The organism is Streptomyces sp. NPDC054842 (assembly GCF_053611025.1).
Genome location: NZ_JBSGZN010000022.1, coordinates 116,501 through 140,771 on the forward strand (window position 1 = coordinate 116,501; position 24,271 = coordinate 140,771).

Annotated in this window: 20 protein-coding genes; 16 read left to right on the top strand and 4 right to left on the bottom strand. The window is 71.7% G+C overall.

The genetic code is table 11. The annotated features are described in order from the left end of the window. Positions 1-283 precede the first annotated feature (283 nt). The 4 genes from ACWGIS_RS19195 to ACWGIS_RS19210 form a co-directional block, all read right to left on the bottom strand. Entirely contained in the window at positions 284-2,674 is a 2,391-nt protein-coding gene (locus ACWGIS_RS19195) for a transglutaminase TgpA family protein (protein WP_453363617.1), read from the bottom strand. Further along, positions 2,671-4,029 carry a DUF58 domain-containing protein gene (locus ACWGIS_RS19200; RefSeq protein WP_453363618.1) on the bottom strand — a complete coding sequence of 453 codons (1,359 nt, stop codon included), beginning with the start codon at positions 4,027-4,029 and terminating at the stop codon, positions 2,671-2,673. The genes ACWGIS_RS19195 and ACWGIS_RS19200 overlap by 4 nt, the downstream gene beginning before the upstream one ends. Continuing rightward, positions 4,029-5,066 (bottom strand): AAA family ATPase, encoded by a 1,038-nt coding sequence (locus tag ACWGIS_RS19205; RefSeq protein ID WP_453363619.1) that lies wholly within the window; start codon positions 5,064-5,066, stop codon positions 4,029-4,031. The genes ACWGIS_RS19200 and ACWGIS_RS19205 overlap by 1 nt, the downstream gene beginning before the upstream one ends. Before the next feature lie 243 nt (positions 5,067-5,309). Next, positions 5,310-5,858, bottom strand: coding sequence for a beta-class carbonic anhydrase (locus ACWGIS_RS19210; protein WP_453363620.1), 549 nt, complete (start codon positions 5,856-5,858; stop codon positions 5,310-5,312). A 423-nt stretch (positions 5,859-6,281) separates the two neighbouring features. Between ACWGIS_RS19210 and rsmH the strand changes: the two genes are divergently transcribed. The 16 genes from rsmH (at position 6,282) to ACWGIS_RS19290 (ending at position 24,020) form a co-directional block, all read left to right on the top strand. Continuing rightward, positions 6,282-7,238, top strand: coding sequence for a 16S rRNA (cytosine(1402)-N(4))-methyltransferase RsmH (rsmH, locus tag ACWGIS_RS19215; RefSeq protein WP_453363621.1), 957 nt, complete (start codon positions 6,282-6,284; stop codon positions 7,236-7,238). 79 nt (positions 7,239-7,317) lie between these two features. Next, a complete protein-coding gene (locus ACWGIS_RS19220) occupies positions 7,318-7,875 on the top strand; it encodes a septum formation initiator family protein (RefSeq protein WP_453363622.1) in 558 nt (185 codons plus the stop codon). 5 nt (positions 7,876-7,880) lie between these two features. Continuing rightward, on the top strand, positions 7,881-9,830 hold the full coding sequence (locus ACWGIS_RS19225; RefSeq protein WP_453363623.1) for a peptidoglycan D,D-transpeptidase FtsI family protein: 1,950 nt from the start codon (positions 7,881-7,883) through the stop codon (positions 9,828-9,830). A 211-nt stretch (positions 9,831-10,041) separates the two neighbouring features. Further along, entirely contained in the window at positions 10,042-11,562 is a 1,521-nt protein-coding gene (locus ACWGIS_RS19230) for a UDP-N-acetylmuramoyl-L-alanyl-D-glutamate--2,6-diaminopimelate ligase (RefSeq protein ID WP_453363636.1), read from the top strand. Between the two features lie 4 nt (positions 11,563-11,566). Next, on the top strand, positions 11,567-12,973 hold the full coding sequence (locus tag ACWGIS_RS19235) for a UDP-N-acetylmuramoyl-tripeptide--D-alanyl-D-alanine ligase (RefSeq protein WP_453363624.1): 1,407 nt from the start codon (positions 11,567-11,569) through the stop codon (positions 12,971-12,973). Beyond that, positions 12,970-14,043 carry a phospho-N-acetylmuramoyl-pentapeptide-transferase gene (mraY, locus tag ACWGIS_RS19240; protein WP_355786072.1) on the top strand — a complete coding sequence of 358 codons (1,074 nt, stop codon included), beginning with the start codon at positions 12,970-12,972 and terminating at the stop codon, positions 14,041-14,043. The genes ACWGIS_RS19235 and mraY overlap by 4 nt, the downstream gene beginning before the upstream one ends. Continuing rightward, positions 14,025-15,443, top strand: coding sequence for a UDP-N-acetylmuramoyl-L-alanine--D-glutamate ligase (gene murD, locus ACWGIS_RS19245; protein ID WP_453363625.1), 1,419 nt, complete (start codon positions 14,025-14,027; stop codon positions 15,441-15,443). Before mraY ends, murD begins: the two co-directional genes overlap by 19 nt. A gap of 68 nt (positions 15,444-15,511) precedes the next feature. Beyond that, positions 15,512-16,864 carry a putative lipid II flippase FtsW gene (ftsW, locus tag ACWGIS_RS19250; RefSeq protein WP_453363626.1) on the top strand — a complete coding sequence of 451 codons (1,353 nt, stop codon included), beginning with the start codon at positions 15,512-15,514 and terminating at the stop codon, positions 16,862-16,864. Positions 16,865-16,870: 6 nt separating this feature from the next. Then, on the top strand, positions 16,871-17,965 hold the full coding sequence (gene murG, locus ACWGIS_RS19255; protein ID WP_121403525.1) for an undecaprenyldiphospho-muramoylpentapeptide beta-N-acetylglucosaminyltransferase: 1,095 nt from the start codon (positions 16,871-16,873) through the stop codon (positions 17,963-17,965). Positions 17,966-17,981: 16 nt separating this feature from the next. After that, the gene (locus tag ACWGIS_RS19260; protein WP_453363627.1) at positions 17,982-18,776 is read left to right on the top strand and encodes a cell division protein FtsQ/DivIB; all 795 of its coding nucleotides are present in this window, start codon (positions 17,982-17,984) and stop codon (positions 18,774-18,776) included. A 275-nt stretch (positions 18,777-19,051) separates the two neighbouring features. Next, entirely contained in the window at positions 19,052-20,242 is a 1,191-nt protein-coding gene (gene ftsZ / locus ACWGIS_RS19265) for a cell division protein FtsZ (protein ID WP_453363628.1), read from the top strand. After that, on the top strand, positions 20,239-20,976 hold the full coding sequence (gene pgeF / locus ACWGIS_RS19270; RefSeq protein ID WP_453363629.1) for a peptidoglycan editing factor PgeF: 738 nt from the start codon (positions 20,239-20,241) through the stop codon (positions 20,974-20,976). The genes ftsZ and pgeF overlap by 4 nt, the downstream gene beginning before the upstream one ends. Positions 20,977-20,982: 6 nt before the next feature. After that, on the top strand, positions 20,983-21,702 hold the full coding sequence (locus tag ACWGIS_RS19275; RefSeq protein WP_453363630.1) for a YggS family pyridoxal phosphate-dependent enzyme: 720 nt from the start codon (positions 20,983-20,985) through the stop codon (positions 21,700-21,702). A gap of 129 nt (positions 21,703-21,831) precedes the next feature. After that, entirely contained in the window at positions 21,832-22,473 is a 642-nt protein-coding gene (locus ACWGIS_RS19280; RefSeq protein WP_121403529.1) for a cell division protein SepF, read from the top strand. Between the two features lie 49 nt (positions 22,474-22,522). Further along, positions 22,523-22,813: a YggT family protein gene (locus ACWGIS_RS19285; RefSeq protein ID WP_121403530.1), complete on the top strand. Its 291-nt coding sequence runs from the start codon at positions 22,523-22,525 to the stop codon at positions 22,811-22,813. A 52-nt stretch (positions 22,814-22,865) separates the two neighbouring features. After that, entirely contained in the window at positions 22,866-24,020 is a 1,155-nt protein-coding gene (locus ACWGIS_RS19290; RefSeq protein ID WP_453363631.1) for a DivIVA domain-containing protein, read from the top strand. Positions 24,021-24,271 lie beyond the last annotated feature (251 nt).

Below are 24,271 nucleotides of genomic sequence, written 5' to 3' on the forward strand. Positions count from 1 at the left end.
CTCTCGCCGAGTCCGGCCTGGTGCCGGCCTCCGCCGAGTCCTGGCCCGGTGCTGGTCCCACCGAGTCTGGCCCGGTGCCGGCCCCCGATGAGTCCGCGCCCGGTGCTGGTCCCACCGAGACCGGGTGCGGTGCCGCTCCCTCGGAATCCGGCCCGGCGCCGGTGCCCTCGGGGCCGGGCCCGGTGCCTGCCCCGTCGAGTCGCGGCCCGGTGCCTGCCCCGTCGAGACCGGGAGCGGCCCCCCACCCGTCGGGTGGGGGGCCGCTGTGACCGTGCCGGTTACCTCAGCCGTTCTGGCCTGAAGGGCGGCGCAGCAGGGTCGCGCGACGGGCCGAGAGCGTGGCGAGCAGAGTCGCCCAGCGGGCCGAGGCGGCCCAGACCACCCGGACGGCCGAGCGAGGTGCCAGCAGTGCGCGCAGCCGCGTCCCGCCGCTCACCGCCGCGTGCAGCGCCTCCGCCACGCGGCGGGCGTCCTCGGCCATGCCCGATACCGGAACTGGCCGGGGCGCGTACAGCACCTGCTCCACGGCCGACGCCAGCCGGTGCACCGCGGCCTCCGCGTCCGGGCCCAGCCGCCCCAGCCTGACGATCCGGTCGGCGGCCCCGCGCGGTGTCAGGGAGTCGTCGGGCCCGATGCCGTGGTCCCAGGCCGTGTCGATGACCTCCTCCCAGGCCGCGAGGGCGTGGGCGGCCATCGCGGCCTCCGTACGTCCGTGCGCGCCGAGCCGCACGGACCGCTTCCGCAGCCGCCACAGCATCGGGAGGAACGGCACCGCGAGCACCACGAGCACCGCGAGCCCGAGCAGGAACCACTGCCACGAGGGCCATCCACCGTCGTCCGAGCCGGGCGCCGCCAACGCGGACTCGGTCGGGCACGCGTCCAGCTTCTTCTGCTGGACCGAGCAGCCGTCGCTCGCCGAGGGCGCCGTGGACGGGGCCGTGGAGGCCGACTCGGAGGGCCTGGGCAGCGACGGGACGCTGTTGCCCGGGGTGTCCGCCTGCGTGTACTCCGGCACCGTGCCCCGGTTGGGGGTGGGCTCGAAGCGGGTCCAGCCCACCCCTTCGAAGTACAGCTCGGGCCAGGCGTGCGCGTCCCGCAGGCCCACCGACATCGAGCCGTCCGCCTGCGGGGAGCCGGGAGTGAAGCCCACCGCGACCCGGGCCGGGATGCCGAGGGTGCGGGCCATCGACGCCATCGCGAAGGAGAAGTGGACGCAGAAGCCCTCCTTCTCCTTGAGGAAGCGCGCGATCGCGGCGGAGCCGCTGCCCACCTGCACCTGGGTGTCGTAGGTGAACCCGCCGTTCAGGGCGAAGTAGTCCTGGAGGTCGACCGCCTTCTCGTAGTCGTTCGCGGCGCCCTCGGTGACCTTCAGGGCGGTCCGCGCCACCTCAGGCGGCAGCGACTCCGGAACCTTGGTGAACTCGCGCCGCAGGGCCGGCGGCGCCTGCGGCGCCGCCGCCAGCTGCTGGGCCGTCGGCTGCACGATCAGACTGGCGACCTCGTACTGCGCGCCGCGGGTGTTCTGGCCGTGGTCGCCGACGAGCGTGCGGCCCAGCGGCTCGTAACGCCAGTTGCCCTCGATGTCGACCTCGCTGGCCGGGTAGGGCATCGGCAGCCAGTCCTGCGCGTACCAGTCGGCCGCCGCGATCCTCGTCCTGATCTCGGCCCTGCGGGTGTCGGGGGCGAGGCCGATGGGCGTGGGGAAGGTGGCGGGCACCGCCTGGATGCGGCGCTGGGCCGGCTTCCACGCCGTGCCGTCGAACTCGTCCAGCGAGACGATCCGCAGGTACAGGTCCTGGGTGTCCTTGGTGGTCGTCCGGTACGACAGGACCTGGCGGTCCTCGTCCACGTTGAGGCTGTCGCGCAGGGAGACCAGCGGATTCACCGCGGAGATCGTGCCGCCGCCACCGGTGCCGGAACCGACACGGGCCCCGGCGCCGTCCAGCAGGCCGCCGTCGAGGTCGGGCAGGACGTACGCCACCGCGAGGGTGATGCCGAGGGCCGCCACGCCGATGCGCCGGCCGGTGCGGACCGGGGCGACCGCGCCGCCCCCGGTGTCCATGCCGGGGGCGCGGGGCCCGCCGCCGAAGACACGGCCCCACGCCGAGAGCCGGTCCCGGCCCTCGGTGAGCAGCAGCATCAGATAGCCGCAGGCCGCGAGCAGGAAGTACAGCCAGGCCCAGTCGCCGCCGGACAGGCCCGCGGCGACCGAGTACAGCGCGAGCAGCGGCAGCCCGGCCGGGGCGGCGCTGCGGAACGTGACGGCCAGCGCGTCCACGGCGAGACCGATCACCAGGACCCCGCCGACCAGCATCAGCCGGATGCCGTCCGACAGGGGCGCGGGGATGGCGTACCGCCCCACGTCGTCCGTGCCCGCCTGGAACAGCTCCGTGAGCCTTTGGAACGCCTCCGGCCCCGGGATGAGCCCCGCGACGGCCTGCTGCCGGGCGAAGACCAGCGTCAGCAGCAGCAGCGTCACCAGCGCCTGGAGGGCCACCGTGAGCGCGCGGGCCAGCGGGACCCGCCGGGCCAGCGCGCCGACCCCGGTCTGCACGGCCAGCAGCATCGCCGCCTGGAGGATCCACGTCGCCGGGGCGACGAGCGGCAGCAGGGCGCAGGACGCCATCAGTGTCGCCAACGCGGCGAACAGCGCCAGTCGCGCGCGCCCGCTCATGAGCCACCCCCTGCCGTGCTTCCGGTCACGGCGGCGCTGGTGCGCTGCTGGTCCGCCTGGCGCCACAGGTCGGCGAAGGCCGCCCCGCGCGGCACCGTCACGGCGGTCCAGCCCGCCTCGCGCAGCATCCGCAGCCGGTCCGCGCTCCGGTCCGGCGGGCCGGGGGCGACGCCCGGACCGCGTACCCACCCGTCGCTCTCCAGCAGGAAGGCGACGGCGCCCCCGCTGCGCTGGCGCATCTTGCCCAGCACCGAGGCCTGTTCCTCGTCCAGGTCGCCGAGGAACGCGATCAGCAGCCCCTCGCTCCCGCCGCGCAGCACGTCGTAGGCGCGGGACAGCCCGGCGCCGTCGGAGTGGTCGACCACGGCGAGGGTGTCCATCATCAGCCCCGCCGCGTCCGCCGACTCCTGGCTGGCGCCCGCGAAACCGTCGGCGCCCTCACCGGGCACCGCGCTGCCCGTGTCCGTCAGCAACCGCACCGAGAAGCCCCGTTCGAGCATGTGGACCAGCGTGGACGCGGCGCCCGACACCGCCCACTCGAAGGCCGAGTCCGGGCCGGCGCCGGTGAAGGCGATGCCGCGGGTGTCGAGCAGCACCGTGCAGCGGGCGCGCTGCGGCTGCTCCTCACGGCGCACCATCAGCTCGCCGTAGCGCGCGGTGAGCCGCCAGTGCACCCGGCGCAGGTCGTCCCCGTGCCGGTAGCCGCGCGGTATGACGTCGTCCTCGCCGGCCAGCGCGAGCGAGCGCTGCCGCCCGTCGCCGTACCCCTTCGCCTCCCCGCTGAGCCGCACCGGCGGCAGCGGCTCCACGCGCGGGATGACCGTCAGGGTGTCGTGCGTCGAGAAGGAGCGGGTCAGCTCGCACATGCCGAACGGATCGGTGAGCCTGAGCTGGAGCGGGCCCAGCGGATAGCGGCCGCGCAGGTCCGACCGCACGCGGTAGGACACCTCGCGGTGACCGCCCGCCTCCACCCGGTCCAGGACGAACCGGGGACGGGGACCGAGCACGTACGGCACCCGGTCCTGGAGCATCAGCAGGCCCGTGGGCAGCCGCGAGACGTTGTCCATCCGCAGGTGGACGCGGGCCTCGGAACCGGCGGGCACGCGCGCGGGGGAGAGGCGGCGGCTGCCCGCGACCCGGTAGCGGGTGCGGTACAGCACGGTCGCGCAGATCAGCGGCAGCACGGCCAGCAGCAGGCCGACCCGCAGCAGTTCGCTCTGGCCGAGGACGAACGCGCAGACGGCGGCCGCCACCCCGGCGGCCAGGAAGGAACGGCCGCGCGTGGTGAGCCCGGCGAGCGCCGTGCGCATCCCGCCCTGGGACTCCTCCGCGTGGCCCGTCCCGCCGGACGTCATCACAGCCTCCGTGGCGGCTGCTGGTCGAAGGCGGGCGCGCCACGGCCCACGGGGAACCCGCTCGGCGGCTGCGGAGCAGAGGGGACGGGCGTGCGCTGGAGGATCTCCTGGACGACCTGCTCGGCCGTACGGCGGTTCAGCTGCGCCTGCGCCGTGGGCAGCAGCCGGTGCGCGAGGACCGCCACGGCGAGCGCCTGGAGGTCGTCCGGCAGGGCGTAGTCCCGGCCGCTGAGGGCGGCGGAGGCCTTCGCGGCGCGCAGCAGGTGCAGCGTGGCCCGCGGCGAGGCCCCGAGTCTGAGGTCCGGGTGGGTGCGGGTGGCCGCCACCAGGTCCACCGCGTAGCGCCGGACGGGGTCCGCGACATGGACAGTGCGGACCGCGTCGATCAGCTTCACGATGTCGTGCGCGTGCGCCACCGGCTGGAGGTCGTCCAGCGGGGAGACCCCACCGTGCACGTCCAGCATCTGGAGCTCGGCCTCCGCGCTGGGGTAGCCGATGGAGACCCGGGCCATGAAGCGGTCGCGCTGGGCCTCGGGCAGCGGATAGGTGCCCTCCATCTCGACCGGGTTCTGCGTGGCCACCACCATGAAGGGGCTCGGCAGCTCGTAGGTCTGGCCGTCGATGGTGACCTGGCGCTCCTCCATGGACTCCAGGAGCGCCGACTGGGTCTTCGGGGAGGCGCGGTTGATCTCGTCGCCGATCACGATCTGCGCGAAGATCGCCCCCGGCTTGAACTCGAAGTCCCGGCGCTGCTGGTCCCAGATGGACACACCGGTGATGTCCGAGGGCAGCAGGTCGGGCGTGAACTGAATACGCCGCACCGAGCAGTCGATCGACCGCGCCAGTGCCTTGGCCAGCATCGTCTTGCCGACGCCGGGGACATCCTCGATCAGAAGATGTCCCTCGGCGAGCAGCACGGTCAGCGAAAGCCGTACGACCTCAGGCTTGCCCTCGATCACTCCTTCCACCGAACTGCGGACTCGCTCCGCGGTGGCGGTCAGATCAGTGAGGCTCGCTCGATCGTCATAGGTCGTCACCCGGCCCTCCTCGGCCCGTTCTCGGGCCGACGCTGCGATGCGGACCGGCCCACCCCGAAACACGGACACCACGCGCGAAAAGTTCCGCGTGACGCCACACCCGCATTCTTGTTGCCGTTACCGGTTCGTGTCACTCGACTGTGGACAACTGACCGTGCTATGTCACGTCTTACGGCCTTTTGGGCACGGGATCCCGTCGCCGTTCACCCGTCGTGAGCCTCGCACGCGGTCCGCGACGGGCCGTTACGCGGGGTCGATCTCGCGCAGCAGACCCGTCTTCACGTCGAAGACGAAGCCGCGTACGTCGTCGGTGTGCAGCAGGAACGGTGAGGTGCGCACCCGCTGCATCGACTGCCGTACGTCCTGGTCGACGTCGCGGAAGGCCTCCACCGCCCAGGCCGGGCGCTGGCCGACCTCCATCTCCAGGTCGTGCCGGAACTCCTCGGTGAGCGACTCCAGGCCGCAGCCGGTGTGGTGGATGAGGACGACACTGCGCGTGCCGAGCGCTCGCTGGCTGATGGTGAGGGAGCGGATCACGTCGTCGGTGACCACGCCGCCCGCGTTGCGGATGGTGTGGCAGTCGCCCAGTTCCAGGCCGAGCGCCGCGTGCAGGTCGAGCCGGGCGTCCATGCACGCCACCACGGCGACCTGGAGCACGGGACGGGCGTCCATCCCGGGGTCGCTGAACGCCGCCGCGTACTGCTGGTTCGCCTCGATGAGCCGGTCGGTGACGGCGCCAGGGGCCGCTATGGCGTCTTCGGGCTCTGTGGGCACGGATGCAGAAGTCGTCATGCCGAAGACGTTACTGGTCACCCGGGGCGTGGTCCTGCTGTGAGAGAGGACAAAGAACGCCATCGTGGCTTGTTGTGAGGTAATCCACACGGGCGGTGGCGGCGCCCCCGAACGGGTGATTTCAGCCGGTTCGCCGCTTCGGGGGGAGGGCGGCCCACGACGCGCATGCCGGTTGATTGACCGCGAGACAGCGTGGACTAAAGTGACGCGAAGCGGGAGGCGAGGTTCTCCCCGCTGGACTTTTTACCCGGAGGACCCGGTGGTTTCCGGGCCCTCCCCGCGTGCGCCGCGCGTACGTACGGCTCGGCCTCCTCCCGCTCCCGGTCGGCTGACGCCACTCACCAGGCGCCGGCGGACCTCCCCTTCCACGAGCGGGAGGGGACCCGGCAGTGCGTACGACGGCGCCGGACCTGAGAGGGCCCCTTGAGCCAGAGTCGACACGTCCCGGTGATGCTCCAGCGGTGCCTGGACATGTTGGCGCCCGCGCTGGAGCGGCCGGGAGCGGTCGTCGTCGACTGCACCCTCGGCCTCGGCGGCCACAGCGAGGCCCTCCTCACCCGCTTCCCCGACGCCCGCCTCGTCGCCCTCGACCGGGACAAGGAGGCGCTGCGCCTCTCCGGTGAGCGGCTCGCGCCCTTCGGCGAGCGGGCCACCCTCGTGCACGCGGTGTACGACGAACTTCCCGACGTGCTCGACCGGCTGGACCTGCCCAAGGTGCAGGGCGTGCTGTTCGACCTCGGCGTCTCCTCCATGCAACTGGACGAGGCCGACCGGGGGTTCGCCTACGCGCAGGACGCCCCGCTCGACATGCGGATGGACCAGACGACCGGCATCAGCGCCGCCGAGGTGCTCAACACCTACCCGCCCGGCGAACTCGTGCGCATCCTGCGGGCGTACGGCGAGGAGAAGCAGGCCAAGCGGATCGTGTCCGCGGTCGTGCGCGAACGCGAGAAGGAGCCCTTCAGCAACAGCGCCCGGCTCGTGGAGCTCATCCGCGACGCGCTGCCGCAGGCCGCCAAGCGCACCGGCGGCAACCCCGCCAAGCGGACCTTCCAGGCGCTGCGCATCGAGGTCAACGGCGAACTGACCGTCCTGGAGCGGGCGATCCCCGCGGCCGTGAAGGCGCTCGCCGTCGAAGGTCGCATCGCCGTGCTGTCGTACCACTCCCTGGAGGACCGGCTGGTGAAGCAGGTGTTCGCGGCCGGCGCCGCCTCCACCGCGCCGCCCGGCCTGCCGGTGGTCCCCGAGCGCTACCAGCCGCGGCTCAAGCTCCTCACCCGCGGTGCCGAACTTCCCACCGAGGAGGAGATCGCCGAGAACCGGCGGGCGGCTCCCGCTCGCCTGCGCGGGGCTCAGCGCATCCGCGAGGACGCCGAGTGAGGCGCGGGAAGGGAGCCGTGTGAGGCACACGAAGGGGGAGCGCGAGTGAGCCGGAAACCCACACACACCGGGAGGGCCCGTGCCTAGGAGGCCCCAGCTCAGGGGACGCGCGGCCCGGCTCGCGCGGCTGCTGCCCACCGGCGCGGGCCAGGCCGCCCGCACCCCTTTCGTCCTGCTGGTCGTACTGCTCCTCGGCGGCGGCCTCATCGGGCTCCTCGTGCTGAACTCCGCGCTGAGCGCGGGCTCGTTCCGGCTCGACGACCTCCAGAAGGAGACCAAGAGCCTCACCGACGAGGAGCAGGAGCTCCAGCGGGACGTGGACTCCTACTCGGCCCCCGACGCCCTCCAGCGCCGCGCCCGTGAACTGGGCATGGTCCCCGGCGGCGACCCGGCCTTCCTCGAACCCGACGGCACCGTCAAGGGCGTCCCGGGCGCGGCCGCCCAGCGGTCCTCGCTCCGCGATCCGGTGGTCCTGCCGCCCGAGGCCATCCCCGTGCCGCAGCCGCTGCCCAGCCCGACGCCGACTCCCGCGCCGGCCCCGGGCGACCCCTCCGCGCAGTTCCTCCCCACGGCGGCGCCCACCGCGCCGCCCGCCCCCGCCCCGTCCGCAGAGCCCTTCACAACCCCCGGCAGGTGACGGAAGTGTCCGACAGGGAACCGCCGCGCCGCCGCGTGCCAGGACCGGCCCGGCCCGCCCGCCCCGACGGCCGGCGACGTCCGGGACCCGGCGCCCGCCCCGCCCGCCGGCCCGCTCCCCGCCCCGGCGGCCCGCGCGTCATCCGGCTCGGCAGCCCGCGCCCCCGCCTGCGCATGGTGAGCCTGGCGCTGACCCTGGTCATGGTGGCATTCGTCGTCCGGCTGCTCCAGGTGCAGGCCGTGGACGCGAGCGCGTACGCCGCGAAGGCCGAGCAGAACCGGTACGTCGGACGCACCCTGGCCGCCGAGCGCGGCGGGATCACGGACCGCAACGGCGTGGAGCTCGCGACCAGCGTCGACGCCTACGACATCACGGCCGACCCGACCATGTTCACGCCCGGGACCGCGAAGGCGGCGGACGCGCCCGAGCAGGCGGCGGCGCTCCTCGCCCCGATCCTCGGCCAGGACATGGACACCGTCGCCGGCAAGCTGCGGACGAAGAACACGCGGTACACGCTGCTGGCGCACCGCCAGACGCCCCAGGTGTGGAAGCAGATCAAGGACCTCAAGACCACGCTGGCGGCGAAGGCGGAGACCGACGAGAGCACGGTCAACGTCCTCGCCGGTGTCCTCGCGGTCCCCGCCAGCAAGCGCGTGTACCCGAACGGCGAACTCGCCGCCGGGATACTGGGCTGGGTCAACGCCGACGGCAAGGGCGGCGGCGGCATCGAGCAGCAGCTGAACGGGGAACTCGCCGGCAAGGACGGCAAGATCCGCTACGCCCAGTCCGGCGGGCGCCAGGTGCCCACCGCGGGCTCCACCGAGACGCCCGCCGTGGCCGGGTCCGACGTCGAGCTGACGATCGACCGCGACATCCAGTGGGCCGCGCAGAACGCCATCTCGGAGCAGGTGAAGAAGTCCGGGGCGGACCGCGGGTACGTGATGGTGCAGGACACCCGGACCGGCGAGATCCTGGCCATGGCCAACTCGCCCGGCTTCGACCCGAACGACCTCTCGCAGGCCAGCTCGGCGGCGCTCGGCAACGCGGCCCTCCAGGACGCGTACGAGCCGGGCTCCACCGCCAAGGTCATGTCGATGGCCGCGGTGCTGGAGGAGAACGTCGCCACCCCCGCGACGCACGTGGTGGTGCCGAACCGGCTGCACCGCGGCGACCGGCTCTTCCAGGACGACATCGACCACCCGACCTGGAACCTGACGCTGAACGGCGTCCTGGCCAAGTCCAGCAACATCGGCACCATCCTGGCCACCGGCCAGCTCGGCAAGACGCAGAAGCAGGCCAACCGGGTCCTCTACTCGTACCTGCGCAAGTTCGGCATCGGCCGGCCCACCGGACTCGGCTTCCCCGGCGAGACCAAGGGCATCCTCGCGCCCGCCGACAAGTGGTCCACCTCGCAGCAGTACACGATCCCTTTCGGCCAGGGTGTGTCGATCAACGCGATGCAGGCGGCCTCCGTCTACTCGACGATCGCCAACGGCGGCGTACGCGTCGAGCCCACGCTCGTGCGCGGCGCGAAGGGACCCGACGGGCGCTTCACCCCGGCCCCGAAGCCCAAGAAGACCAGGGTCGTGAGCGAGAAGACGGCGAAGACCCTCGCCCAGATGCTGGAGTCCGTGGTGGACGACGAGGAGGGCACCGGCACCAAGGCGCGCATCCCCGGCTACCGGGTGGCGGGCAAGACGGGTACGGCCAACCGCGTGGATCCGGCCACCGGCAAGTACCACGGATACACCTCGTCGTTCGCCGGATTCGCGCCCGCGGACAAGCCCCGCGTCACCGTCTACTGCGCGATCCAGAACGCGACCAGGGGCAGCTACTTCGGCGGGCAGATCTGCGGACCCATCTACAAGCAGGTCATGGAGTTCGCGCTCAAGACCCTCCAGGTCCCGCCCACCGGGACCCGACCGGCCAGGCTGCCGGTCGGCTTCACCCCCTGAACCGCCGGCCCCGCGCCCCGATCAGCACCGACCGGACACCCCGGCACCGCCCGGCACACCGACCAGGAACCAGCTCGTGACAACGATCACTCCCGACCACGGGAACCACGGCCCGCCACGCCCCTCGCTTCGCTCCGGCGGGCCCGCGCCCGGTACGCTCACCGCCGTGCCACACGCTGATCAGTACCAAACCACCCAGAAGGGCGCTCCTGTGACATATCCGGGGCCGCCGCGACCGGTTCGGATCTCCGCCACACCCCTCGCGGAGCTCGCCGATCAGCTGGGCGCCCCCGTCCCGGCGTCGGACGCGGACATCACGGGCATCACGCACGACTCCCGGGCGGTGCGGCCCGGCGACCTGTACGCGGCCCTGCCCGGTGCCCGCCTGCACGGCGCCGACTTCGTGACGCAGGCGGCGGGCCTCGGCGCCGCCGCCGTGCTGACCGACCCGGAGGGCGCCGAGCGCGCCGCCGCCACGGGTCTGCCGGTGCTCGTCGTCGACGAGCCGCGCCGGCAGATGGGCGAGCTGGCGGCCACGATCTACGGACATCCGGGGCGCGACCTGCTCCAGATCGGCATCACCGGCACCTCGGGCAAGACCACCACGGCGTACCTCGTCGAGGGCGGTCTGAAGACGGTCCGCTCCACCGGCCTCATCGGCACGGTCGAGATGCGCATCGGCGACGAGCGCATCAAGTCGGAGCGCACCACCCCCGAAGCCACCGATCTGCAGGCCCTGTTCGCCGTGATGCGCGAGCGCGGGGTCGACGCGGTCGCCATGGAGGTCTCCAGCCACGCGCTGGTCCTCGGCCGGGTCGACGGCTGCGTCTTCGACGTCGCCGTCTTCAACAACCTCAGCCCGGAGCACATGGAGTTCCACTCCGGCATGGAGGACTACTTCCAGGCCAAGGCCCAGTTGTTCACACCGGAACGCAGCCGGCTGGGCGTGGTCAACCTGGACGACGAGTACGGACGCCGGCTGGTCGAGCAGGCCACCGTCCCGGTCGTCACCTTCTCCGCCGAGGGCCACCCGGACGCCGACTGGCGCGCCGAGGACGTCCAAGTCGGGCCCATGGACTCGGCGTTCACCGCGGTCGGCCCGAAGGGGGAGCGGATCACGGCGAGATCACCGCTCGCCGGGTCCTTCAACGTGGCCAACACCCTCGCCGCGATCGTCTCCCTCGCCGTCGCCGGGATCGACCCGCAGGGCGCCGCGGACGGCATCGCCGCGGTGCCGGGCGTACCGGGCCGGCTGGAGCGCGTGGACGAGGGCCAGCCCTACCTGGCGGTGGTCGACTACGCCCACAAGACGGACGCCGTCGAATCGGTGCTGCGCGCCCTGCGCAAGGTCACCGAGGGCCGCCTGCACATCGTGCTCGGCTGCGGCGGCGACCGCGACACGACCAAGCGCAAGCCGATGGGCGCCGCCGCAGCCCGGCTGGCCGACACCGCCGTACTGACATCGGACAACCCCCGCTCGGAGGACCCGCTGGCGATCCTCGCCACGATGCTCGCGGGTGCCGCGGAGGTCCCGGCGCACCAGCGCGGAGACGTCGCGGTCTTCGAGGACCGGGCCGCCGCCATCGCCGCGGCCGTCGCCCTCGCACAGCCGGGCGACACCGTGCTGGTCGCGGGCAAGGGCCACGAGCAGGGCCAGGACATCGCCGGAGTGGTCCGTCCCTTCGACGACCGCCAGGTGCTTCGCGAAGCTATCCAGAAGACCCAGGGATGAACTTGTGATCGCCCTCTCTCTCGCCGAGATCGCAGCAGTCGTCGGCGGGCAGACGCACGACATACCGGATCCGGCGGTACAGGTCACCGGACCCGTCGTCAGGGACTCCCGTGAAGTGGAGCCCGGCAGCCTCTTCGTCGCCTTCGTCGGCGAACGCGCGGACGGCCACGACTACGCCCGCGCGGTCGTCGGGGCCGGCGCGGTCGCCGTACTGGCCTCACGGCCGGTGGGGGTGCCCGCGATCGTCGTGGACGACGTGACGTCGGCGCTCGGCGCCCTCGCCCGCCACGTCGTCGAACGGCTCGGCGCGACCCTCGTGGCCCTCACCGGCTCCGCGGGCAAGACCAGCACCAAGGACCTGATCGCACAGGTGCTGCGGAGCAAGGCGCCGACCGTCTTCACGCCCGGCTCCCTCAACAACGAGATCGGGCTGCCGCTGACCGCGCTCAGCGCCACCGAGGAGACCAGGTTCCTCGTCCTGGAGATGGGCGCGCGGGGCATCGGGCACATCCGCTACCTCACGGAACTGACCCCGCCGAAGGTCGGACTCGTCCTGAACGTCGGTTCCGCCCACATCGGCGAGTTCGGCGGCCGGGAGCAGATCGCCCAGGCCAAGGGCGAGTTGGTGGAGAGCCTGCCCGAGGAGGGCGCCGCGATCCTCAACGCCGACGATCCCCTCGTACGCGCCATGGCGTCCCGGACGAAAGCCCGCGTGCTCCTCTTCGGAGAGTCCGACGAAGCGGACGTACGTGCCGAGAACGTCCGTCTCACGGAGACCGGACAGCCCAGCTTCAGCCTTCGCACACCCTCCGGGTGCAGCGATGTGACCATGCGCCTGTACGGTGAGCATCACGTGTCGAACGCGCTCGCCGCGGCCGCCGTCGCCCATGAGCTGGGCATGTCCGCAGACGAGATCGCCCGTGCGCTCTCCGAGGCGGGCTCCCTCTCCCGCTGGCGGATGGAGGTCACCGAGCGCCCGGACGGCGTGACGGTCGTCAACGACGCCTACAACGCGAACCCCGAGTCCATGCGAGCCGCCCTGCGCGCGCTCGTGGCGATGGGCAAGGGGCGGCGGACCTGGGCGGTGCTCGGTCAGATGGCCGAGCTCGGGGACGAGGCGCTCGCCGAGCACGACGCGGTCGGACGGCTCGCCGTCCGGCTCAACGTCAGCAAGCTCGTCGCGGTCGGGGGCAGGGAAGCGTCCTGGCTGCAACTGGGCGCATATAACGAGGGTTCGTGGGGTGAGGAGTCGGTGCACGTGTCCGACGCACAGGCGGCTGTCGACCTGTTGCGCAGCGAGCTGCGCCCAGGGGACGTCGTACTCGTGAAGGCGTCCCGGTCGGTCGGGCTGGAACGGGTGGCGCTGGCGCTGCTCGAGCCCGGTGCCGAGGGTGAGGTTTCCGCCCGATGATGAAGCAGATCCTGTTCGCGGGAGTCATTGGCCTGTTCCTGACCCTGGTCGGCACTCCGCTGCTGATCAAGCTCCTGGCCCGCAAGGGCTACGGCCAGTACATCCGTGACGACGGCCCGCGCGAGCACCACAGCAAGCGCGGTACGCCGACGATGGGCGGTATCGCCTTCATCCTGGCGACGATCATCGCGTACTTCCTGTCCAAGGTGATCACGGGCTACGCGCCCACCTTCTCCGGCCTGCTGGTCCTCGGCCTGATGGCCGGCATGGGCCTGGTGGGCTTCCTGGACGACTACATCAAGATCGTCAAGCGGCGGTCGCTCGGTCTGCGGGCCAAGGCCAAGATGGCCGGCCAGCTGATCGTCGGCGTCTCCTTCGCCGTGCTCTCCCTGCAGTTCGCGGACAACCGCAACAACACCCCGGCCTCCACCAAGCTGTCCTTCGTGCAGGACTTCGGGTGGTCCATCGGCCCGGTGCTGTTCGTGGTCTGGGCGCTGTTCATGATTCTCGCGATGTCGAACGGCGTGAACCTGACGGACGGTCTGGACGGCCTCGCCACCGGCGCCTCCGTCATGGTCTTCGGCGCCTACACCTTCATCGGCGTCTGGCAGTTCCAGGAGTCCTGCGCCAACGCGCAGGCCCTCACCAACCCGGGCGCCTGCTACGAGGTACGCGATCCGCTCGACCTGGCCGTGGTGGCCGCCGCCCTCATGGGTGCCTGCTTCGGCTTCCTGTGGTGGAACACCTCGCCCGCCAAGATCTTCATGGGCGACACCGGCTCGCTGGCCCTCGGCGGCGCGCTCGCCGGCCTCGCGATCTGCTCCCGCACGGAGTTCCTCCTCGCGCTGCTCGGCGGCCTGTTCGTCCTCATCACCATGTCGGTGGTCATCCAGGTCGGCTCCTTCCGCCTCACCGGCAAGCGCGTCTTCCGTATGGCGCCACTGCAGCACCACTTCGAACTCAAGGGCTGGTCCGAGGTCCTGGTGGTGGTCCGCTTCTGGATCATCCAGGGCATGTGCGTGATCGTCGGTCTCGGGCTCTTCTACGCGGGATGGGCAGCCAAGAAGTGACCGACTGGCAGGGGAAGAACGTCACCGTCGCCGGGCTCGGCGTGTCCGGCATCCCGGCGGCCCGCGTGCTGCACGGCCTCGGCGCCGTCGTCACGGTCGTCAACGACGGCGCCGACGAGCGTGCGCGGGCCCAGGCGGCGGAGCTGGAGGCGCTCGGTGTCACCGTGCGCCTCGGCGACGGGGCGACCCTGCCCGCGGGCACAGAACTCATCGTCACCGCGCCCGGCTGGAAGCCCGACAAGCCGCTGTTCACCGCGGCGGCCGAGGCGGGCGTCCCGGTCTGGGGCGACGTCGAGCTGGCCTGGCGGCTGCGCGGTCCCGACGCGGCCCCCTGGCTCGCGGTCACCGGCACCAACGGCAAGACGACGACCGTCCAGATGCTCGCCGAGATCCTCAAGGCGGCCGGGCTGCGCACCGCGGCCGTCGGCAACATCGGCGTCTCGCTGCTGGACGCGGTCCTCGGAGACGAGCCGTACGACGTGCTCGCCGTCGAACTCTCCAGCTACCAGCTGCACTGGGCGCCGTCCGTGCGCGCCCACTCCGCGGCCGTCCTGAACCTCGCGCCCGACCACCTCGACTGGCACGGCTCCATGGAGGCGTACGCCGCCGACAAGGGCCGTGTCTACGAGGGCAATCGTGTCGCCTGCGTCTACAACGTGGCCGACGAGGCGACCGAGAACCTGGTGCGCGAGGCGGACGTCGAGGAGGGCTGCCGGGCGATCGGCTTCACGCTCGGCACGCCCGGGCCCTCCCAACTCGGCGTCGTGGAAGGCATCCTGGTCGACCGCGCCTTCGTCGAGGACCGGCAGAAGAACGCGCAGGAGCTGGCGCAGGTCTCCGACGTCGACCCGCCCGCCCCGCACAACATCGCCAACGCCCTTGCGGCGGCGGCCCTGGCGCGCGCCTTCGGGGTGCCGCCGGCTGCCGTGCGCGACGGACTGCGGGCGTTCCGCCCGGACGCCCACCGCATCGCGCACGTCGCGGACGTGGACGGAGTCGCGTACGTCGACGACTCCAAGGCGACCAACACCCATGCCACGGAAGCCTCCTTGGCGGCGTACGAGTCGATCGTGTGGATCGCGGGCGGGCTCGCCAAGGGCGCCACCTTCGACGAACTGGTCGCCAAGTCGGCGAAGCGGCTGCGGGGCGCGGTGCTCATCGGCGCCGACCGGGCCCTCATCCGGGAAGCGCTGGCGCGACACGCGCCCGAAGTACCGGTGGTCGACCTGGACCGGACGGACACTGGGGCGATGCTCGCGGCGGTCCAGGAGGCGAGGCGGCTCGCGGAGCCGGGGGACACGGTCCTGCTGGCCCCGGCCTGTGCCTCGATGGACATGTTCGCCAACTACAACAAGCGCGGTGACGCGTTCGCGGAGGCGGTTCGCGGACTCGGCGCCTGACCCGGCCGCCTGCCGGGCGACCTTTGGGAGGGACGGACGCGTGACACCGTTGTGGCCCGGAGACGCCGATGCCCAGTAGCCGGACCGGCCGACCCCCCGTGCAGCGGGCCGCCAGGCGTCCCGCCGCCCCGCGCCCCCCTGGGGAGAACCCCCTGCGGGGCTTCGTCGTGCGCGCCCGCCGCGCCTGGGACCGGCCGCTGACCGCGTACTACCTGATCTTCGGCAGCAGCCTGCTGATCACCGTGCTCGGCCTGGTGATGGTCTACTCGGCCTCCATGATCAAGGCGCTCCAGCTGTCCCTGCCGGGGTCGTACTTCTTCCGCAAGCAGTTCCTGGCCGCCGTGATCGGGACCGGACTGCTGCTGCTGGCCTCACGGATGCCCGTGAAGCTGCACCGGGCGCTGGCCTATCCGATACTGGCCGGCTCCGTCTTCCTGATGGTCCTGGTGCAGGTTCCGGGGATAGGGGTGGCGGTCAACGGCAACCAGAACTGGATCTCCGTCGGCGGCCCCTTCCAGCTCCAGCCCAGCGAGTTCGGCAAGCTCGCGCTCGTGCTCTGGGGCGCCGACCTGCTCGCGCGCAAGGAGGAAAGGCGGCTGCTGACCCAGTGGAAGCACATGCTGGTGCCGCTCGTCCCGGTCGCCTTCATGCTGCTCGGGCTGATCATGCTCGGCGGCGACATGGGAACGGCGATCATCCTCACCGCGATCCTCTTCGGCCTGCTGTGGCTCGCGGGGGCCCCCACACGGCTCTTCGCGGGCGTCCTGGCCGTCGCCGCGACCATCGGCGTCGTCCTCATCAAGACCAGCCCCAACCGCATGTCACGGCTCGCCTGCATCGGCGCGACCGATCCCGGCCCGAACGACCAGTGCTGGCAGGCCGTGCACGGCATCTACGCCCTCGCGTCCGGCGGGCTGTTCGGATCCGGGCTCGGCGCGAGTGTGGAGAAATGGGGTCAACTGCCCGAAGCGCACACCGACTTCATCTTCGCCATCACCGGGGAGGAACTGGGACTGTCAGGGACGCTGTCGGTGCTCGCCCTCTTCGCGGCTCTAGGCTATGCGGGTATCCGCGTGGCCGGACGCACGGAGGACCCCTTCGTCAGGTATGCCGCGGGTGGCGTGACCACCTGGATCACGGCTCAGGCCGTGATCAACATCGGTGCGGTGCTCGGCCTGCTGCCGATCGCCGGAGTCCCGCTCCCGCTGTTCTCCTACGGGGGTTCCGCCCTGCTGCCGACCATGTTCGCCATCGGGCTGCTGATCGCCTTCGCACGCGACGAGCCCGCTGCGCGGGCTGCGCTTGCCATGCGGCAACCCCGCTTTGGTAGAAAGCGTGCTGCGGTCAGAGGCTCTTCAGGGCCTCGGAGATGGAACACGATGCGACGGCGCGCCTCGGCGCGTTCGTCCGGAGAGCGGTGAATTTCGGTGCATGTCGTACTCGCCGGCGGGGGGACCGCCGGCCACATCGAGCCCGCGCTCGCCCTCGCGGACGCCCTGCGCAGGCAGGACCCGACCGTGGGAATCACGGCCCTGGGCACGGAGCGCGGACTTGAGACCCGACTGGTGCCCGAGCGGGGCTACGATCTCGCGCTCATCCCCGCCGTGCCGCTGCCACGCAAGCCCACCCCCGAGCTGATCACCGTCCCCGGACGGCTGCGCGGCACGATCAAGGCCGCCGAGCAGATCCTGGAGCGCACCAAGGCGGACGCCGTGGTCGGCTTCGGCGGCTACGTCGCCCTGCCGGGCTACCTCGCCGCCAAGCGCCTCGGGGTGCCGATCGTCATCCACGAGGCCAACGCCCGCCCGGGCCTGGCCAACAAGATCGGCTCCCGGTACGCGGCCCAGGTCGCCGTCTCGACGCCGGACAGCAAGCTGCGCGGCGCCCGCTACATCGGCATCCCGCTGCGCCGCTCCATCGCCACCCTGGACCGGGCCGCCGTGCGCCCCGAGGCGCGGGCCGCGTTCGGTCTGGACCCCGCCCTGCCGACGCTGCTGGTCTCCGGCGGCTCGCAGGGCGCCCGCCGCCTCAACGAGGTCGTCCAGCAGGTCGCTCCGTACCTCCAGCAGGCCGGCATCCAGATCCTGCACGCGGTCGGGCCGAAGAACGAACTGCCGCAGGTCCACCAGATGCCGGGGATGCCCCCCTACATCCCGGTACCGTACGTGGACCGGATGGACCTCGCGTACGCGGCCGCCGACATGATGCTCTGCCGCGCGGGGGCGATGACCGTCGCCGAACTCTCCGCCGTCGGGCTCCCGGCCGCCTACGTCCCGCTGCCCATCGGCAACGGCGAACAGCGGCTCAACGCCCAGCCGGTGGTCAAGGCGGGCGGCGGACTGCTGGTGGACGACGCGGAACTGACGCCCGAGTGGATCCAGGCGAACGTGCTGCCCGTGCTGGCCGACCCGCACCGGCTGTTCGAGATGTCCCGCGCCGCCAGCGAGTTCGGCCGCCGGGACGCCGACGACCTGCTCGTCGGCATGGTGTACGAGGCGATTGCGTCGCGCCACCGCGCGTGACAGAAGGCAGGGGAGCGTGGCCGGACCGACGACCGCCGAACGCGGCGAACGGCAGAAGACCGAGTCCGGCCCGCCCCGGCCGCCCCGCGCCGGGCGGCTGCCCCGTCCTCGCACGCTCCTCGTCCTGCTGCTGGCCGTGGTGTTGACCGGGGCCGCCACCGTCTGGGTCCTGTACGGCTCCCACTGGCTGCGCGTCGAGAAGGTGTCCGTCTCCGGGACGCGCGTCCTGACGCCGCAGCAGGTGCGCGAGGCGGCCGACGTCCCGGTCGGCTCCCCGCTCGTCTCGGTCGACACCGACGCCATCGAGGCCCGGCTGCGCGAGGCCCTGCCGCGCATCGACTCGGTCGACGTCGTCCGTTCCTGGCCCCACGGAATCGGACTGAGGGTGACCGAGCGCATTCCGGTACTGATCGTCAAAAACCGTGAGAACGGCGGCAAGTACGTCGAAGTGGACGCCAAGGGCGTGCGATTCGCCACGGTTTCGCGCCCCCCGAAGGGCGTTCCCGCACTGGAGTTGACGGTCACCACCTCCGCAGGACTGCGCCGCTTCGGCACCGACCGGCTGGTGCGCGAGGCGGTGCGGGTCGCCGGGGACATCCCGGCCGCCGTCGCCCGTGACACCCGGACCGTCAAGGTCCGTTCGTACGACTCCATCTCGCTGGAACTGAGCCGCGGGCGCACCGTCACCTGGGGCAGTGGTGAGAAAGGGCGCGCCAAGGCGCGTACGCTCACCGCTCTCATGAAAGCAGCTCCGGAGGCCCGGGACTTCGACGTGAGCGTGCCCACCGCCCCTGCGTCAGCGGGGAGTTGACGCACATCCGCGCAGGCCAGCACCCTGGTTGGGCAGCGCTACGCCTGATCACATAGGGTGAAAAGAAAAACGGGAGGTTCGGCGTGTTCGTTGAACGTGCGCCACTTGTCGACTTAGTGTCCTGTTCGGAAGAGTCCAAGGAACAGACACACTGGTAACCCTAAACTTCAGCGTTAGGGTTCGGGTCGGCGTTCGGACCGTCCCATTCGGCATCAGTCGTCGGATCGCGAGACAGCGAGGCGGCGACACGTAACTCGAGGCGAGAGGCCTTCGACGTGGCAGCACCGCAGAACTACCTCGCAGTCATCAAAGTCATCGGTGTCGGCGGCGGTGGTGTCAATGCCATCAACCGGATGATCGAGGTCGGTCTCAAGGGCGTCGAGTTCATCGCCATCAACACCGACGCGCAAGCTCTGTTGATGAGCGACGCCGACGTCAAACTCGACGTGGGCCGTGAACTCACCCGCGGACTCGGCGCCGGAGCCAACCCGGCCGTCGGCCGCAAGGCGGCCGAGGACCACCGCGAGGAGATCGAGGAGGTCCTCAAGGGGGCCGACATGGTCTTCGTCACCGCCGGCGAAGGCGGCGGCACCGGCACCGGCGGCGCACCCGTCGTGGCCAACATCGCCCGCTCGCTCGGCGCCCTCACCATCGGCGTGGTCACCCGCCCCTTCACCTTCGAAGGGCGGCGCCGCGCCAACCAGGCCGAGGACGGCATCGCGGAACTCCGCGAAGAGGTCGACACCCTCATCGTCATCCCGAACGACCGGCTGCTGTCCATCTCGGACCGCCAGGTCTCGGTCCTGGACGCCTTCAAGTCCGCGGACCAGGTCCTGCTGTCGGGTGTTCAGGGCATCACCGACCTCATCACCACCCCCGGCCTGATCAACCTCGACTTCGCGGACGTCAAGTCCGTGATGTCCGAGGCGGGTTCGGCCCTCATGGGCATCGGCTCGGCCCGCGGCGACGACCGCGCGGTGGCGGCGGCGGAGATGGCGATCTCCTCGCCCCTCCTCGAAGCCTCCATCGACGGCGCACGCGGTGTGCTGCTCTCCATCTCCGGCGGCTCCGACCTCGGCCTGTTCGAGATCAACGAAGCCGCCCAGCTGGTCAGCGAGGCGGCCCACCCGGAGGCCAACATCATCTTCGGCGCGGTCATCGACGACGCGCTCGGCGACGAGGTGCGGGTCACCGTCATCGCCGCCGGCTTCGACGGCGGTCAGCCGCCGTCCAAGCGGGACACCGTCCTCGGGTCCTCCTCCGCCAAGCGCGAGGAGCCCACGCCGGTACGGTCCTCCGACAGCCGCCCCACCTTCGGCTCGCTGGGCAGTGTCACCCCCAAGGAGGCCCCGGAGCCCGCTCCGGAGCCGACGAACGAGCTGCCCGTCTCCCCGCCGGTCCCGCCTTCCCGCTCCTACTCGGACAGCGCGGCCGAAGAGCTGGACGTGCCGGACTTCCTGAAGTGATAGGAACGCGCTCCGGAACGAGCACGCAGAGCGGCGCGCACTTCGCCTTCACCGACCGGTGGGGCGGAGTGAGCGCCGTTCCGTACGAGGAGCTCAACCTCGGCGGAGCGGTCGGCGACGACCCCGGCGCCGTACGCACCAACCGCGAACTGGCCGCCAAGTCCCTGGGACTCGACCCGGCGCGGGTCGTCTGGATGAACCAGGTGCACAGGGCGGACGTGGCCGTGGTCGACGAGCCGTGGGGGGAGCGCCCCGTGCCCGAGGTCGACGCGCTCGTCACGGCCCGGCGTGGGCTCGCCCTCGCCGTGCTCACCGCCGACTGCACGCCGGTGCTGCTCGCCGACCCCGTCGCCGGGGTGGCGGCCGCCGCGCACGCCGGACGGCCCGGCATGGTCGCCGGGGTCGTCCCCGCGGCGGTCGCGGCGATGGTGGAACTCGGCGCGGAGCCGTCCCGGATCGTCGCCCGCACCGGCCCCGCCGTCTGCGGGCGGTGCTACGAGGTGCCGGACGCCATGCGCGCCGAGGTCGCAGCCGTCGAGCCCGCGGCGCACGCCGAGACGAGCTGGGGCACTCCCGCGGTCGACGTGACCGCCGGTGTGCACGCGCAACTGGAACGGCTCGGGGTGCGCGACCGGGAGCAGTCGCCGGTGTGCACGATCGAGTCGGATGACCACTTCTCGTACCGACGGGACCGCACGACCGGGCGGCTCGCGGGCTATGTCTGGCTGGACTGATGGGGCATGACGGACCGTAAGGCGCAACTCGCCGCGAACCTGGCGGAAGTGGAAGAGCGCATCACCGCGGCGTGCACGGCCGCGGGGCGCAAGCGTGAAGAGGTGACCCTGATCGTGGTCACGAAGACCTATCCGGCGAGCGACGTTCGGACGCTGGCGGAACTGGGCGTCCGGCACGTCGCCGAGAACCGGGACCAGGACGCGGCGCCCAAGGCCGCGGCCTGCTCGGATCTGCCCCTTTCCTGGCACTTCGTCGGCCAGTTGCAGACCAACAAGGTCCGCTCTGTGGTCGGTTACGCCGATGTCGTGCAGTCCGTGGACCGTCCCAAGCTCGTCACGGCTCTGTCGAAGGAGGCGGTCCGCGCGGAGCGCGAACTGGGCTGCCTCATCCAGGTCGCGCTCGACGCGGAGGAGAGCGGCCGGGGCGCGCGCGGGGGCGTGGGGCCCGGCGGGGTCGCGGAGTTGGGGGACCTCGTCGCGGCGGCTCCGGGGCTCCGGCTGGACGGGCTGATGACCGTCGCCCCGCTCACCGGCCCGTACGCGGGCCGCCAACCGGCGGCGTTCGAGCGGCTGATGGATTTGTCGACTGCCCTGCGCAGCGCCCATCCGGCTGCGAACATGGTCTCGGCAGGGATGAGTGCGGACCTCGAACAGGCCGTGGCGGCCGGAGCGACACATGTACGCGTCGGCACTGCGGTACTCGGCGTCCGCCCTGGGCTCGGGTAACGTCGCCAAGAAGTCGGACCACAGCAGAAAATATGGTCATTACCGCCGAAGGCGGGCAAAACGACCTCGTGGATCGCAGGCACTTGGCAAGTCGTCAGCCGATCCACCACAGAGCGGAGGACTCAGAGCATGGCCGGCGCGATGCGCAAGATGGCGGTCTACCTCGGCCTCGTGGAGGACGATGGGTACGACGGCAGGGGATTCGACCCCGACGACGACTTCGAGCCCGAGCTCGACCCGGAGCCCGAGCGGGACCGCAGGCGGCACGAGCCGTCTCATCAGTCGCACCAGGCACATCAGTCCCAAAGGGACGAACCGGTGCGAGTGGTGCAGCCACCGGTGCAGCGCGACCCAGTACCGCATTCCGCTTCGCTTCCCGCGGAATCCGGGCGTCCGGCGCGAATCGCCCCCGTGGCATCCATCACACAAGAACGTCAGAGCATGGAGAAGAACGCACCGGTGATCATGCCCAAGGTCGTGTCCGAACGAGAGCCGTACCGGATCACCACACTGCACCCGCGGACCTACAACGAGGCCCGTACCATCGGGGAACACTTCCGTGAGGGCACCCCGGTGATCATGAATCTGACTGAGATGGATGACACAGACGCGAAGCGACTTGTCGACTTTGCGGCCGGTTTGGTGTTTGGTCTTCACGGCAGCATCGAGCGGGTGACGCAGAAGGTGTTCCTGTTGTCGCCTGCTAACGTCGATGTCACGGCGGAGGACAAGGCCCGCATCGCAGAGGGCGGGTTCTTCAACCAGAGCTGAGACGCAGGACCGGACACGGCACGGAACAGGGGAGAGGGACGCACGGATCATGGGCGTGGTTTTGGAGATTCTCTACGTCGCGCTGATGTGTTTCCTCATCGTGCTGATCTTCCGGTTGGTCATGGACTACGTCTTCCAGTTCGCCCGCTCATGGCAACCCGGCAAGGCGATGGTGGTCGTTCTGGAGGCCACCTACACTGTCACCGATCCACCGCTCAAGCTGCTGAGGCGGTTCATCCCGCCACTGCGTCTCGGGGGCGTGGCACTTGACCTGTCCTTCTTCGTACTGATGATCATCGTCTACATCTTGATCACTCTCGTGGGAAATCTCGCGAGGTGACTGTGGACGATACGGTCTTGCCGACTGCCGATGACTACGTTGAGGTGAAGAGATGCCGTTGACCCCCGAGGACGTGCGGAACAAGCAGTTCACGACCGTCCGCCTCCGAGAAGGCTATGACGAGGACGAGGTCGATGCCTTCCTCGACGAGGTCGAAGCCGAACTGACGCGGTTGCTCCGCGAGAACGAGGACCTGCGCGCCAAACTGGCGGCGGCCACGCGCGCGGCTGCGCAGAACCAGCAGCAGGGCATGCGCAAGCCGCCCGAGCAGCAGGATCAGCAGCACCAGCACCAGCAGCACCAGCAGCAGGGTCCGCCGCAGGGCATGCGCGGTCCCGGTGCTCCCGTGCCCGCCGGCATATCGGGCCCGCCGCAGCAGCAGATGGGCGGCCCCATGGGCGGCCCGCCCCAGCTGCCGAGCGGTGCGCCGCAGCTGCCCGCCGGCCCCAGTGGCCAGGGCGGTCCGCAGGGTCCCGGCCCGATGGGCCAGGGTCCGATGGGCCAGGGTCCCGGTCAGATGCAGGGACAGATGCAGCAGCACATGGGCGGCCCGATGGGCGGTCCCATGGGCGGCCACGGTCCGCAGATGCCGCAGCCCGGTCAGGGCCCCGGCGGCGACAGCGCCGCCCGTGTCCTCTCGCTGGCCCAGCAGACCGCCGACCAGGCGATCGCCGAGGCGCGCTCCGAGGCCAACAAGATCGTCGGCGAGGCCCGCAGCCGCGCCGAGGGTCTGGAGCGGGACGCCCGCGCCAAGGCCGACGCGCTGGAGCGGGACGCGCAGGAGAAGCACCGCGTCGCGATGGGCTCCCTGGAGTCCGCCCGCGCCACGCTGGAGCGCAAGGTCGAGGACCTGCGCGGCTTCGAGCGCGAGTACCGCACGCGGCTGAAGTCCTACCTGGAGTCGCAGCTGCGCCAGCTGGAGACCCAGGCCGACGACTCGCTCGCGCCGCCGCGTACGCCGGCCACCGCGTCGCTCCCGTCGTCCTCCGCGCCTTCCATGGCGCCGGCCGGCGCGAGCGCTCCGGGCTACGGCGGCAACCAGGGCATGGGCAATCCGTCGCAGGCCGGGCCGTCCTACGGCGGTCAGCAGCAGATGTCGCCGGCGATGACGCAGCCGATGGCGCCGGTGCGGCCGCAGGGGCCGTCGCCGATGCAGCAGGCTCCCTCGCCGATGCGGGGCTTCCTGATCGACGAGGACGACAACTGACGGGTCAGGTACGCCTTAGGCGTCGGCAGCGTCAGGGCGGGGCCCCCGGGTGATTCCGGGGGCCCCGCCCTTTTGCGTGCCCTGCGGCCGGCTTCCTCGTGCGGGCGGGCGGGGTGCCCGCGTGCGTGCGGGGCGGGTACGGCGAAGGCCCGGGGTCACCGTGGATGCGGTGGCCCCGGGCCTTTCCTCGTGCCCGGTGCGGGGCGGGCGTGGGGGTTTCTTCGGCCCCTCCGCCCCTTCCCGTCGGGTTC